This window comes from Bartonella sp. AC535YNZD (assembly GCF_042196625.1).
In the GTDB taxonomy this organism is placed as follows: Bacteria; Pseudomonadota; Alphaproteobacteria; order Rhizobiales; family Rhizobiaceae; genus Bartonella.
The window spans coordinates 88,204-102,679 of the sequence record NZ_JBHIQP010000005.1 but is presented as its reverse complement, the minus strand read 5'-3'; the positions used below and the strand labels follow the sequence as shown (position 1 = coordinate 102,679).

The 14,476-nt window shown below is 37.3% G+C and carries 11 protein-coding genes; 7 read left to right on the top strand and 4 right to left on the bottom strand.

The genetic code is table 11. The annotated features are described in order from the left end of the window. Window positions 1–111 precede the first annotated feature (111 nt). Together ACFIM8_RS04715 and ACFIM8_RS04710 are read right to left on the bottom strand one after the other, a co-directional pair. Window positions 112–1,188: an SGNH family hydrolase gene (locus ACFIM8_RS04715; RefSeq protein WP_375608008.1), complete on the bottom strand. Its 1,077-nt coding sequence runs from the start codon at window positions 1,186–1,188 to the stop codon at window positions 112–114. 14 nt (window positions 1,189–1,202) lie between these two features. After that, on the bottom strand, window positions 1,203–2,462 hold the full coding sequence (locus ACFIM8_RS04710; protein WP_375608009.1) for a lytic murein transglycosylase: 1,260 nt from the start codon (window positions 2,460–2,462) through the stop codon (window positions 1,203–1,205). A 266-nt stretch (window positions 2,463–2,728) separates the two neighbouring features. Between ACFIM8_RS04710 and ACFIM8_RS04705 the strand changes: the two genes are divergently transcribed. After that, window positions 2,729–3,619 carry a UTP--glucose-1-phosphate uridylyltransferase gene (locus tag ACFIM8_RS04705; protein WP_375608010.1) on the top strand — a complete coding sequence of 297 codons (891 nt, stop codon included), beginning with the start codon at window positions 2,729–2,731 and terminating at the stop codon, window positions 3,617–3,619. A gap of 39 nt (window positions 3,620–3,658) precedes the next feature. Next, window positions 3,659–4,651: an SIS domain-containing protein gene (locus ACFIM8_RS04700; RefSeq protein WP_375608011.1), complete on the top strand. Its 993-nt coding sequence runs from the start codon at window positions 3,659–3,661 to the stop codon at window positions 4,649–4,651. 277 nt (window positions 4,652–4,928) lie between these two features. Here the strand turns inward: ACFIM8_RS04700 and ACFIM8_RS04695 are convergent, their stop codons facing one another. Next, window positions 4,929–5,288 carry a hypothetical protein gene (locus tag ACFIM8_RS04695; RefSeq protein ID WP_375606754.1) on the bottom strand — a complete coding sequence of 120 codons (360 nt, stop codon included), beginning with the start codon at window positions 5,286–5,288 and terminating at the stop codon, window positions 4,929–4,931. A 253-nt stretch (window positions 5,289–5,541) separates the two neighbouring features. On the opposite strand from ACFIM8_RS04695, the gene ACFIM8_RS04690 reads away from it, so the two are divergent. The 3 genes from ACFIM8_RS04690 to guaB all read left to right on the top strand — a co-directional run bounded on the left by ACFIM8_RS04690 (window position 5,542) and on the right by guaB (window position 10,561). Next, a complete protein-coding gene (locus tag ACFIM8_RS04690) occupies window positions 5,542–6,927 on the top strand; it encodes a sigma-54-dependent transcriptional regulator (protein ID WP_375606755.1) in 1,386 nt (461 codons plus the stop codon). Between the two features lie 413 nt (window positions 6,928–7,340). Next, on the top strand, window positions 7,341–8,912 hold the full coding sequence (locus tag ACFIM8_RS04685) for a phospholipase D family protein (RefSeq protein ID WP_375606756.1): 1,572 nt from the start codon (window positions 7,341–7,343) through the stop codon (window positions 8,910–8,912). Window positions 8,913–9,061: 149 nt separating this feature from the next. After that, window positions 9,062–10,561 carry an IMP dehydrogenase gene (gene guaB, locus ACFIM8_RS04680; RefSeq protein WP_375606757.1) on the top strand — a complete coding sequence of 500 codons (1,500 nt, stop codon included), beginning with the start codon at window positions 9,062–9,064 and terminating at the stop codon, window positions 10,559–10,561. A 176-nt stretch (window positions 10,562–10,737) separates the two neighbouring features. Here the strand turns inward: guaB and ACFIM8_RS04675 are convergent, their stop codons facing one another. After that, window positions 10,738–10,884: a hypothetical protein gene (locus ACFIM8_RS04675; protein ID WP_273722522.1), complete on the bottom strand. Its 147-nt coding sequence runs from the start codon at window positions 10,882–10,884 to the stop codon at window positions 10,738–10,740. Window positions 10,885–11,397: 513 nt separating this feature from the next. On the opposite strand from ACFIM8_RS04675, the gene ACFIM8_RS04670 reads away from it, so the two are divergent. Then, window positions 11,398–12,684 carry an RsmB/NOP family class I SAM-dependent RNA methyltransferase gene (locus tag ACFIM8_RS04670; RefSeq protein ID WP_375614579.1) on the top strand — a complete coding sequence of 429 codons (1,287 nt, stop codon included), beginning with the start codon at window positions 11,398–11,400 and terminating at the stop codon, window positions 12,682–12,684. A gap of 132 nt (window positions 12,685–12,816) precedes the next feature. Further along, window positions 12,817–14,373, top strand: coding sequence for a glutamine-hydrolyzing GMP synthase (gene guaA / locus ACFIM8_RS04665; RefSeq protein ID WP_375608103.1), 1,557 nt, complete (start codon window positions 12,817–12,819; stop codon window positions 14,371–14,373). Window positions 14,374–14,476 lie beyond the last annotated feature (103 nt).

Here is a 14,476-nt window from a genome sequence, read left to right as displayed (position 1 = left end):
TGTAGTTGCAATTTATGCAAATTTTCTCTTCATTATAGCTATGTAAACAGTGTTTTTATCTTATTCGCTTTTTGTTTATAGGGGAAATAGATTTTGTATTTTAAATAGACATTATGGGAAAGAAAAATTATCAGCTCGATCTTTTTGATGTCCATTTGGTGGAAACCATGATTTTTCTATAAAACTTGATTTTTTCCTGCCTATGAGGTGGGTGTTTTGTTGTACCATATCATTAAGGCTCATTGGAGGCTGACGCATAATATTACTTGGCTCTTGATTCTCTGATTCTTGTATAAGTTTTTTAATAACTTGATCGGTTGAGTAAGAATTTTCATGAGAAAAGGCATGAAAATTTGAAATATTTTTCAATGGCTTTTCTAAATAAGCAGCAAGTTTTTTCTTTCCTTCAGAAGTGAAATGCATGCCATTATTGGTGCGCAATTTGGTCATTTTTCCATTAATATCATAGCCTGAAAAAGAAAAGTTTCCTTCTTCATCACTAAAGCCACTCCAGATATCAAGAAAATATCCTCCTGCTGTTTCTGTTACTTGTTTGTAGAGCGCATTAAAAATTTTCATTTTTTGTGTCAAAAGGTTATTTCCAAAAGAAGGTTGACCTATCCATATCCACGATTTTCCAGAGGCATGAAGACTTTCAGCAATTTCGATAATTCTTTGTTTGTAGATGTGCATCCATTCTGATTGATCTGTGTTAATCGTGCTATGAGAGTCTATGATGGGTTGATTATCATTGGCCCCGATCATCATGATAATGACATCGGGGTTATTTTGATTAATGAGTTTAGAAATATTGCTTTGCCAAGAATAATAATCAGTTCGAACTAATCCGGAAGCTGGCATTGTGTTGTTCATAATAACGATATCACTATTATCTATAAAAAACTTCTTAAGTGCATCGGCAACAGCAGAAGCTGTAAAATCTCCTATGACAAGAATGCGCTTTGCGTTCTCATTTTTTAGCTTTTGTATGTTTTTTTGTGTTACGATCTTTTTTTGCGGCTTGTTTATTTTTTGTTCTATAATTTGCGGTGGTTGTTGCGTCTGTTTGTTATGTTGTGACAACCATTTGAAGAAGTTCGTTGCTTTACTTGGGGATGGTTGTATGATCCCCACAATAGAAAATGAAAACAGTAAGAATATCAAGTATATAAGACGCAAAAGAGACAAGACCTTATTCTCCATTATTGTTGGCGAAGGAGAAAAAGCACTTGAGATGATGGATATCCATTTTCTTTTAGACCGTAATGCAGCTGAAAAGCTTTGATTGCTTTGCGAGAGGCTGTTCCGATTTGTCCATCAATATCTCCTTTATAATATCCCAATGCACTTAAGCGAGATTGCAGTTCTTTACATTCTTGGAAGGTAATAGGCTGAAAAGGTCTTTGCCAATCATGCACTAATCCAGGCCGTCCAGCAATGCGATCAGCAAGAAGGGCAACGGCAAGAGCATAACGATCTGCATTATTATAACGTTTTAGAACAAAGAAATTTTTTGTGACTAAAAATATAGGTCCTTTTTCTCCATCTGGATATTTTAACATTGCTTGTTCAGCTAATGTAGGAAGAGGATGCCCATTAGCGTATTTTACACCTAATTTTTTCCATTGTTCAAAGGAATACCAGCCTTCAGGAAGTTTTTTTCCCTGCGGCACTTTTACCTCTACTCCCCAAATAAGATTAGGTTGCCAGCCATTTTTGTGAAGAAGATTAGCAGCAGTAGCCAGAGCATCTGGAACAAAGTTCCAGATATCACGCCGTCCATCTTGATTTATATCAACAGCATAGGCGAGATAACTGCTTGGAATAAATTGTGTATGTCCCAATGCTCCGGCCCAAGATCCAGTGAGTTGAGAGCGTTTAATTTCACCACTTTGTAGAATTTTCATAGCAGAAATAAGTTGTGTATGTGCGTATTTTTCGCGTTTTTTATCGGCATAGGCTAGGGTTGCAAGCGAGCGAATGGTATCATGCATGACACTTTTATTGGCTAAAATTTTTCCATAATTGCTTTCCATTGACCAAATAGCAAGCAGAATATTACGGTCAACACCAAAACGTTCTTCAATTTGAAGAAGCCATTTATTCCATTTTTTTGCTTGGCGCCGTCCTTCTATAATAGCAATATCATGGACACGATTATCGAAATAGTTCCATGAAGGAGCAATAAATTCCGGTTGGTATGCGGCGCTTTTTAAAACTTCTGGATCAATGGCATTAATGTCTTTAAATGCCATATGAAACGTAGAAGGGCTAATATTGTGAGCAATAGCTATTTTTTTAAACTCTTTAATCCAGTGTTTAAATCCGCTATCCGCATGTGAAAATGATGCAAAAAACATTAAAAAAGCAGACAAAAGAATGGCAGAGCCAGTGACAAGGGGTCTCCAAGCTATTGACTTCTCTAAAAAAAAAGAGAAACTCTTCAATTCTGTTTTTTGCATTTTGAAATCCCCATTAATATTCAATTCATTAGATGTGCAATAACTTTATTTTGTATTTAGTTTAATCGATAATATGATCAAGAATAGGAAAAAACTGAAATAAATAATTCGTTTTAATTCCTTCAATAAATTCTCAGATTCTTTTTACATTTTTGATTGCCTATTATAATGATAATCAAAACAATAAGATATCTTTTTTACCATTTCGTAAAAACATATGATAAATAAAACAAAAAAGTTATATGAATTCATTGAGGAGGGTGAGTGTGCGTAAAATCCGGAAAGCAGTATTCCCAGTAGCAGGTCTTGGTACGCGTTTCCTTCCTGCGACAAAAACGATTCCTAAAGAAATGCTAACAGTTGTTGATAAACCTGTTATTCAATATGTTGTGGATGAGGCGAGGGAAGCTGGTATTGAGCATTTTATTTTTGTGACTGGACGCAACAAAGCAGTCATTGAGGATTATTTTGATGCGCAAGTTGAATTATACACGACACTTGCTGAATGTGGAAAGAAAGAAGATCTTGCAAACTTATACCGTTTACAGCCATTACCAGGGTCAACTTCTTTCACTCGGCAACAGCAACCTTTGGGATTAGGGCATGCTCTTTGGTGTGCGCGTGAATTAGTTGCAGGGGAACCTTTTGCTTTATTATTACCCGATATGTTGATACAGGCGAAAAAGGGCTGTCTTTCTGAAATGATGAGCCTTTATGAAAAAACAGGTGGGGGAAATATTATAGCAGTTCAGGAATGCGATCCTAGAGAAACACATAAATATGGTATTGTTGGGAAAGGCAAACAGATTGCAAATGGTTTTGAAATCACAAAAATGGTAGAGAAACCAGCACAAGGAACGGCACCATCAAATTTGTACATCAATGGACGTTATATTTTGCAGCCAGAAATTTTTAATATTCTTTCCACTCAAGAACGAGGAGCAGGAAATGAAATTCAATTAACAGATGCTATGATACGGCTTTCAAATGAGCAAGATTTTTGGGGGTTGCAAGTAAAAGGGCGCACTTTTGATTGCGGTTCTAAAGCTGGTTTTATTGAAGCCAACGTTGCATTTTCTTTAGCACGCGCTGATATGCACAGCCACGTTTCTGCTTCATTGAAAAATTTACTAGAAACCATTAATGTTGAAAAGTGATATAGATCTCTCACTTAATTTTATTGATCGAATTTGATTATGACAATACCGTCTCCTCATATGGCTTTGCAAGGTGCAGTAGCATCAGCGCTTAAAACACTTGCGAGTGAAAAGCAGGGGCTTGAAGCTCTTGAAAAAGCTCTTCTGGAAAGTCTTTCTTCTTCTTTTGAAGCGGTTGTTCAAACTATTAGAAATGCGCGTGGACATGTGGTCATTACTGGTCTTGGAAAAAGTGGTCATATAGGCACAAAAATTGCAGCAACCTTAGCCTCAACTGGAACACCTGCCTTTTTTGTGCACGCTGCAGAAGCCAATCATGGTGATCTTGGTATGATTGGATCTGATGATGTTATTCTTGCTTTATCATGGTCTGGTGAAACTCAAGAGTTAAGTGGTATTATGAGCTATGCTGCACGTTTTCGTATCCCTCTTATTGCAATGACATCAAATGAGCATTCTGTGTTAGGACGACAAGCTGATATTGTGCTATTATTACCAAAGATAGAAGAGGCTTGCCCCCATGGTTTAGCCCCTACAACTTCAACAATTATGCAATTGGCAATGGGAGATGCATTAGCGGTTTCTCTTTTAGAAATGCGTGGTTTTACCGCAACGGATTTCAAAATATATCATCCTGGTGGTTCTCTTGGTGCAAGCCTTAAATACGTGTGTGATATTATGCATGAGGGTGATAGTATTCCTCTGGTTATGCAGGGAACAGCTATGACTGAAGCGATGAATGTTTTGGTGGAAAAACATTTTGGTTGTGTTGGTGTTGTGAATCAAGAAGGTGAACTAATCGGAATTGTAACTGATGGCGATCTTGCACGTAACATTCATTTTAATTTATCAAAATTTAATGTTGACGAGGTGATGACCAAAGCTCCTAAAGTTGTAAAGCCAAATACACTTGTTGGTGCAGCAACAGCTTTTATTAATGATCATCAGATTGGTGCATTTTTCGTGGTTGAAGATAAAAAACCGATAGGAATTGTCCATTTTCATGATCTTTTGCGTATTGGTGCTGCTTAGATTAAGGTTCCCTATCAAATAAATGTTATTTTAGGTTAAAATAGATTGAATGATACAAAGTTACAATTTTATTGTGAGGTGGCCTTACTGATATTTTGTGGAAGAAAATGAATGTTTTACGCATTTCATAATGTTTAGAAAATTCTACGGATAGAGATTGTATCAGTTTCTTTACGTATTTGAGAGAAGATTCTCTGTCAGGAGGAGAAAGGAACACCTCCTGCTTAATGTATGTATTTTGTCTATCTTATAAAAAAAGCTTTATTTTATATTTTGTCTAAGATTTTCGTTTAAGAAAAAATTGTGCTCCTGTAGGTGAGGTGCAGAGAAGTTGTGTGAAGTCATATGACATTGTACAATTGACTCTAGAGATTGTTCCACGAAGAATAGAGCGTATTTCAATTTCTATATTTTGAGCATTGAGATAATTATATGCTCCTTCTGATAGCTTTTCTTCTGTATCTGCTGCATGTGTTTCAAAAACACCATTGTGGAAGGAGGAAATAATACCATTCTCATCAACCCATTTTCCATCAATTCCTGTTGGCATATTTGAGTTATAATATCGCGAAAAGTTACAGGCACTTAACAGCAAGGCGGTAATTGTAAGACATAAAATATGATAGGTATGTTTCATTTATTGCACTCTATTTAGATTATTTTGCTCTCTAGTTTCTATAACATTATTAAATTATCCCATGAGTCAATATGAAAAATTTGATGAAAATCAATGAAAAAGCAAAAAAATGGAAAAAAATGCCTTAATGTTGTATTTAATTGACAGCTTGATGAAGTTCGTAAGTGAAACACAAGAGGTAAAATATTTCTTATGGTTTACAACAATTTTTATATTAAGCTGCTGAGTAGTCTCAAAGGAGATTATTGACATTATGGTTGGTCCCATTCTTGTTGCGAGTGAAGATTATGGAAGACGTATAGAACTTTCTTCTATGCTGCGAGGTTTTGGTTATCGTGTCATTGAAGCAGAAAATGGTCTCCGTACGATTGATCTTTTACACAGGCGTAAAAACATTGTGCTCGCACTCCTTGATGTCGTTATGAGTGATTTGAGTGTGAGCGATTTGATTAAAATGATTAGAGTTGCTGGTGTTTCTGTTCCTATTGTCGTTATAGCACAACAAGAGAATCAGCATTTACTCCAGAAAGCTTTAACAGCTGGAGCTATTGATTATTGGATCCATCCAGTAACATTATTACGCGTAAGAGTTACTTTGGATATCCTTGCTCTTATTTCTGCCTTGGAGCATGAGGTTCGAGATATTCGGCGAAAAAAAGAGAATCATTTACGGTTTTCTGATCTTTGCGTAAAAAGTAGGGCTATGCAGATAGTGTTAGAACAATCGAGACAAGCAGCAACTTCTTTACAGAATCTTTTGATAGAGGGGGAAGCTGGAACAGGACGTGAGACTTTAGCTCGGATTATTCATCATGAGGGATTATTCTCGGAGGGTGTTTTTATTCGCTTTCAATGTTCAGCTATCGTTGATCCAGAAGAAGAAAATCAGCAGTGGTTTAAAGAATTCCTGCCATTGGTTTCTTCTCTTGAAAAAGGGACACTTTGCCTTTGTGATATTGATCGACTTGAGCCCATACAGCAAAAACGGTTTGCTCATTACCTTAAAGAAAGGGAAAGGGATACAAAAGGAGATTTTTTTCCTTTTCGGATCATTGCTATTTCAACATCACGTTTAAAGGATTTGGTTAATGAGAACTTTTTTTTGCATAGTTTGTTTGAACAATTTTCTCATTTGTCTATTAGCGTCCCTGCTTTACGAGAATTAAGGGATGATTTTCCAGAGATCACACAACGTTTGATTGATCGCATTATTACAGAAACAGGGCGATCACATGTCCATGGTTTAGCAGGCTCTGCTCTTTCCTTGCTTATGCAGTATGATTGGCCTGGCAATAGAAATGAGCTTGAAACCTTTTTATTTCGTGCGATTTTACTCAGTGAAGGACCGTTATTAACGGTTCGAGATTTTCCGCAATTAATGGGAAATTCATTAATGAATGTTCCCAATATCATTGAGGGTAATATGCAAGAAGATGATGAACAAGAATCGATAAAATTTTTGAATACTGATGGGCATGTGCGTACTTTTGCAGAGATGGAACATGATATTATCGAGAAAGCGGTTAAACATTATAAAGGACATATGAGTGAGATTGCACGCCGCCTTCATATTGGTCGCTCTACACTTTATAGAAAAATGGAAGAATTGAGAGCAATAAGAAATCAAGAACGAAAGTAAAATTCATAACAAATTTCTCCTCATGACAAGCATGAGTTTCAAAAAAATAGAGTGGATTTTGATAAATTTCGTGGGGGGAATCTTAAGAAAACAATCATTTATTGTAAAATTTATCTATAGAGGATGATTTTGTAGATTTAAATCAAATATAAATTTTATGTGACTATTTTAATCGTTTGTTTCAATTTATACAGTTTTGGTTAAGTTTGCATTTATTAAAACTATTAAAACAGAGAAGCATTTTTAAAAACTTTTAAATACTACCGCTAAAATTTTTGTATCATCAATATTAAATTTATACTCTCTTAAGCAAGAGGTGGCATTTTATCTGCTATACGATTAAGATGAAGTGATTAGTGTTATCGTTTGCATTACTGATGATGTGATAGTTTAAAATAGAAAGTTTGCCCTCTTTGACTCTTTTACAGATTATTATTGGTTTTGTCCTCTTTTTTTTTATTGCATCTATGTTGGCAATCTACACTTATGGGCGTTTTGTGAAAAATGCTAGGGGGCAATGTTCTTATGCGTTACCTATTCAGAAAGATGAAACTAAGCTTGATCGTATCGTCAGTCAATTAGCTGAGGAAGAAAATGGATTGGGGATTGATAAAGATGCCCTTTCCCTCATTATCAGCAATTTGGATGCGTTTTGTGTTCGTGCAATAGGAGCTGCAGAGGCTGGGCGTAGCCTTGATCTGATGTATTATATTTGGGACGATGATTTAACGGGGCGCCTATTATTAAGTGAAATAGTTGAAGCAGCTGATCGGGGGGTTCGGGTACGGCTTCTTTTGGATGATATTAATGCTCAGTCACGTGATCCAGCTTATATTGCGCTAGATAAACATCCTCATATTGAGGTGAGAATGTTTAATCCAGGGCGATCGCGTCAAGGTGGTTTACGCCGTGGTTTAGAAATTATATTACGGGCAATTACTGTAACACGTAGAATGCATAATAAAGCTTTTATCATTGATGGTAGGGTTGCTTTTGTCGGAGGGCGTAATCTTGCAGATTCTTATTTTGATGCTGGTAAAGAATCTCATTTTCGAGATTTAGATTTGATGTTAATCGGTCCCTCTGTTAAAAAGGTGGAAAGTATCTTTGATGATTTTTGGAATAGTGCTGTTGTTTTGCCAATTCATACTTTGGTTGTTCCTAAAAGCGCAAGTGATCTTAGCTATTGGAGAGATAAATTACGAAAATTTCGGGATTCCAAGGTTGCAAAGGTTTATTTAGATTATGTCAAAGAACACATTAACTTTAGTTGTTTTATCCAAACAGGAAAGCGGTTATTTTTAGCAGATAAAGTTGTTGTTCTTTCTGATCCTCCAGAAAAAGCATTGCGTAAAAAAGCAAGTAATTGGCTTATGAAGGCACTTTCAAAGGTTATTGGAAATGCCAAAAAAACGGTTCAGATTACGTCTCCTTATTTTGTTCCTGGTAAGGTTGGCACGCAGAATTTTAGTAATTTGGTTTCAAAGGGTGTTAATGTCAAAATTCTGACAAATTCTTTAGCCGCTACTGATGTAGCTTTAGTGCATGGTGGTTATGTACCTTATCGTAAGGCATTGTTGAAAAGTGGTGTTAATCTTTATGAATTAAAAGCGGAAGGCAATACTCATGGGTTGCGATTGTTTCGATCGAGTAAGGCAAGTTTACATGCAAAAGCTTTTTTAATTGATCATAAAACAGCTTTTATTGGATCTTTAAATTTTGATCCAAGATCAGCATCATTAAATACAGAAATGGGCATTCTTTTTGAATGTGCTCCCATTACAGAAAGATTAGATTTGTTGTTTTCTGAAGAAACCACAGGGGAAATGAGCTATCATCTGCGTCTTGGTGATAATAATCGTATTTATTGGGATTTTATTGAAAATGAAAAAAAATATAGCATTGACTATGAGCCAGAAAGCAATTTTTGGCGTCGCGCATTTGCAAAAATAATAAGTTGGTTACCTATTGAATCACAATTGTAAATCTTTATAAACCACACTTAAAAAAAATATTTATTTTTCTTTTCATTTTGTTTGTAGCATGGCATAATTTTTTGCCAATCTACCATGTATGAGAACCGCAGTTGTAGTTTAAAGCTTCTTGCGGTGTTTTATTATAAAAGGAATTTGATATGGCAAAGATTGTTGAAACGGGGACAGGTGCATTGGCACTAACTTTTGATGATGTACTTTTACAACCCGGTCATTCTCTTGTTATGCCTAGTCAAGTGGATCTCAGTACGCGCATTGCAGCGGATATTAAGCTCAATTTGCCATTGCTTTCTGCGGCAATGGATACGGTAACAGAATCGCGTTTGGCAATTGCTATGGCTCAAGCTGGTGGTCTTGGGGTTATTCATCGTAATATGTCTCCTGCAGAGCAGGCAGAAGAAGTTCGCCAAGTAAAAAAGTTTGAATCTGGTATGGTTGTTAATCCAGTCACAATTGGACCAGATTCAACACTTGAAGAAGCAAAATCTTTGATGCGCTCTCATGGTATTTCCGGTATTCCGGTTGTTGAAAATGGTGCTAAAGGTGAAACTGCTGGACGGCTTGTTGGCATTTTAACCAATAGGGATGTGCGTTTTGCATCGGATCCCAAACAAAAAATTTATGAATTAATGACGCATGAAAATTTAATTACAGTGCGTGAAAATGTTCAACTCAATGAAGCGAAGTATCTTTTACACCATCATCGTATTGAAAAATTATTAGTTGTGGATGAACAGAATCGCTGTGTCGGACTGATAACAGTTAAGGATATCGAAAAAGCGAAATTAAATCCGAATGCTGCTAAAGATTCTCAAGGGCGCTTGCGTGCTGCAGCGGCTAGTAGTGTTGGGAATGATGGGATTGAGCGTGCTGAACGTCTCATTGACGCAGGCGTTGATGTTCTGGTCATTGATACAGCACATGGACATTCTCAACGTGTGTTAGAAACTGTTGAACGAATTAAAAAGATGACTTCCTCTCCAGCTGTTATTGCTGGGAATGTGGCGACTGCTCAAGCAACGCAGGCATTGATTGACAGTGGTGCAGATGCGGTAAAAGTTGGAATTGGTCCTGGCTCTATTTGCACAACGCGTATAGTTGCTGGTGTCGGAGTACCTCAACTTGCAGCCATTATGAATGCTGCAGAAGCTGCTGAAAAAGCGGACATTCCCATAATTGCAGATGGTGGGATCAAAGCTTCGGGTGATTTTGCTAAAGCTTTAGCGGGTGGGGCTTGTGCAGCGATGATTGGTTCTCTTTTAGCAGGTACAGAAGAAAGTCCTGGAGAAGTTTATCTTTATCAAGGTCGATCTTTTAAAGCCTATCGCGGTATGGGATCTGTTGGTGCTATGGCACGAGGATCGGCTGATCGCTATTTTCAAGATGACGTTCGTGATGAACTTAAGTTGGTTCCTGAAGGTGTGGAGGGGCAGGTGGCTTATAAAGGTCCTATAGCATCAGTTCTACATCAGCTTGCTGGTGGACTTCGCGCTTCGATGGGGTATGTTGGGGCAAAAGATCTCGTAGAGTTTCGTGAAAAAGCAACGTTTGTTCGTATTACGAATGCAGGACTCCATGAAAGTCATACGCATGATGTTTCTATCACTCGGGAGAGTCCAAACTATCGTGGGCCTGTTTGAAGAAATAAGAGTCTAGCATCATATTGCATAAATATAAAATCTTCCGAGAACAAAAAAGAGAGGCTGTTCTTCTTTCTGTTTGTGATTTGGAATAAAATCCTAAAAGGAAAGAATTAGAGACTAAAACTCTAATTCTTTCTTCTAGACTATGTGAAATAAGTTATATACAATTAGAATTAACTTTTTGTTGTCTTCCGTCCAGTCTTTGACGCACGTTGGCGAGTGTTTGTCTGATCACTTTGGACGGATTTCTTTCCGTTGTTTGAGGGCATTGTATTATGACGGCTTTTAGATGAAGTTGTTTTTCCATTATTATAAGTCATTATTTTCTCCTTTTAAATTTCCTGGCAGTTGCCAGTAGAGTAAAAACGGTCATGCCAAATAGTGGTTCCAAGCATTTTCTAAAAAGTTAATTTTTTGATGAGCGTCAGATGAACTTGTTTAATTTTATGAAAATATTTTTTCTATTTTTTCAGAAGGATAGCCATCAAAAGATGGGAGATATTTGCTTTTTCTGTTATTCAGATAATCTTCGTAAATTTTATTTTACACAATGATAGAGAGGTTGTTTTTTGCATAATGCATGGCGGAAATAAGTTCTTTATGGATGGCTACGTATCTTTTAGTATAAGAGGTAGAAGGATAAAAAGGAAATGGGCAAAACGATAAAGGGAGAAATCTAGATACTCTAAATTGGGTTTTATAAAAAGTTTGATCAGATAATTTTAATATTGAATGTAAATTTTTATGGCTTTGAGAAGGTTTCATTGGCAAGAAGAAGATAATATTATTTTTTTAGATGATTTAAAATTTTATTATTTTAATGGGAGAAATGAGTGCGATTAGGTGGGCGTTTGCAAGCAGCAATAGATATTCTCAAAGAGATAGAAATGAAGCATCGCCCAGTAGGAGAAGCTTTAAAGGATTGGGGTCTTTCTCATCGCTTTGCTGGAGCAGGTGATCGTGCAGCCATTGGTACAATCGTTTATGATGTTTTAAGACGACGTTATTCTTTACAATGGCGTATGGAGAGTGATGATATCCGAGATATCGTTTTTGGTGCCTTATTAGATTCTGGAAAAATGACGCTGGAGCAAATTGACGGTGAGTTGGCAGAAGATCGGTTTGCACCGCAGTTATTAGGGGCTAAACAGCGTAAATCGTGGCAAGGTCAGCAATTAGTGGATGCTCCAGACTATATTCGTGGTGATATTCCGCAATGGTGTCAAGCGCATCTGCGTCCTTTATTTGGTGATAATTGGATCACTGAAGCGGCTGCGTTAGCAACGCGTCCTTCTTTAGACCTACGGGTAAATAACCTAAAGGCAACACCAGAAAAGGTGCTGAAAGAATTAGCAAAAACCAAACTTAAATCTTTTCCATGGTTTGGGCAAGCTTTAAGAATTGCACCGATTGAAAAGTTTAATCGTCATCCCAATGTTCAAGTGGAACCAGCTTTTCAAAAAGGATACTTTGAAATACAGGATTTAGGATCTCAAATTGTTGCTCATCTTGTAGAAGCGCAAGAGAGCATACAGGTATTAGATTATTGTGCAGGTGCTGGTGGAAAGACATTAGCTTTAGCTTCTGATATGAACAATCGTGGGCAAATTTATGCTTATGATTCTGATAAAGCACGCCTAGCTCCTATTTTTGATCGTCTTCGACGCGCTGGTGTTCGTAATGTCCAAGTACGAGCACAAAAAGAAGAATTGAAGCCATTAATAGGCCAGATGGATAGAGTTCTACTAGATGCACCATGTAGTGGGACAGGAACATGGCGTCGTCGTCCAGATGCGAAATGGCGTTTAACATTAGAACAGGTGAAACAACGCCAAACAGAACAGAGGGATATTTTGAATGAAGCGATAGCTTATCTTAAGCCAAATGGGCGCCTAATCTATATTACCTGTTCTCTTTTTACAGATGAAAATGAGGAACAAATTTCCCATTTCCTTCAACAACATTCTCATTTTTCTCCAATAGATATGCCAGCGCTTTGGCAGAAACATTTTAGTTTTTCTCCTGTGCAACCAGTTTTTTCAAATTATGGACTTACTTTGTCGCCGGCCACAACACAAACAGATGGGTTCTTTTTATCTGTGTTGCAAAAAAAACATTGATCCATATTTTTACACTTTTTATCATAAACTTTACGAGAATAATCTTTTTCTTAAGAAAACAGGCTTGTGAAAAGAGAAAGATTGAATCATAACTCTCATGAGTTTTCTTTTACAATTGTTGATTGGTTTTCTATGAGCATATCACATCCAGACACTGTTCTTATTATTGACTTTGGTTCACAAGTTACACAACTTATTGCACGAAGGGTACGAGCAATGGGAGTGTATTGTGAAATTACTCCTTTTCAATTGGCTTTAGAAGCTGTGCGCCGCATAAATCCTAAAGCTATTATTTTATCAGGGAGTCCTTATTCCGTTATTGATGAGGGCTCTCCGCGTGCTCCAATGGAAATTTTTGAGGCGGGTGTTCCGATTCTGGGTATTTGCTATGGTGAACAAGTCATGTGTATTCAGCTTGGAGGAAAGGTTGAAGCTGGACATGAGCGTGAATTTGGGCGCGCTTTTTTGGAAGTTCAAGAAGAGAGTGCCCTTTTTGGTGGAGTGTGGGAAAAAGGTTCTCGTTATCAAGTATGGATGAGCCATGGTGACCGTGTGGCAGCTTTACCAGAAGGTTTTCGTGTCATAGGAACCTCAAAAGGTGCTCCCTATGCGGCTATTGCTGATGAGAAAAGGCATTTTTATGCGGTACAGTTTCATCCTGAAGTTATCCATACACCAGATGGTACAAAACTTTTGCAAAATTTTGTTCATAAGATCTCTGCTATTAAAGGTAATTGGTCAATGGCTTCTTATCGTGAGCAGGCAATTGCGACAATACGACAAACAGTTGGGAAAAGTCGTGTGATTTGTGGTCTTTCAGGGGGAGTGGATTCATCTGTTGTAGCGGTACTCCTTCATGAAGCCATAGGAGATCAACTGACATGTATTTTGGTAGACCATGGGCTGATGCGCAAGAATGAAGCTGAAGAAGTTCTCACGCTCTTTCGTGATCACTATAATATAGAGCTTATTCACGTTAATGCTGCTGATGTGTTTCTTAATGCTTTAAAAGGTGAGACAGATCCAGAAAAAAAACGCAAAACAATTGGTCGCCTTTTTATTGAAGTTTTTGAAGAAGAAACGAAAAAAATAGGAGGTGCAGAGTTTTTAGCACAAGGAACACTTTATCCAGATGTCATTGAGAGTGTGTCTGCTATTGGTGAAACGGTAACCATTAAAAGCCATCATAATGTGGGTGGACTACCAGAACAGATGAAGATGAAACTTGTAGAACCGTTGCGTGAGCTCTTTAAGGATGAAGTTCGCTCGCTAGGGCGAGAGTTAGGGCTACCGGAGCAGTTTATTGGTCGCCATCCTTTTCCAGGTCCCGGCCTTGCAATTCGGTGTCCAGGTGCTGTAACACGTGAAAAATTAGAAATTTTACGCGAAGCAGATGCTATTTATCTTGAGGAAATCCGTAAGGCCGGACTTTATGATGAAATTTGGCAAGCTTTTGCTGTTCTTCTTCCAGTTCAAACTGTTGGTGTTATGGGGGATGATCGCACTTATGAATTTGTTTGTGCTCTTCGCGCTGTCACATCTGTAGATGGAATGACCGCTGATTTTTATCCCTATGATATGGCATTTTTAAGTAAGACAGCAGCACGTATTATTAATGAAGTTAGAGGAATTAATCGTGTTGTGTATGATGTAACCTCAAAGCCTCCTGGTACCATTGAATGGGAATAATTGAAATGAAGGATAAGCCTTTTTCAGAATAAAATATGACTGAGGGTTTGATATTCAGAAAAATGTAGAAAAAATATTTAAAAATTATTGTGCATTTTCATGT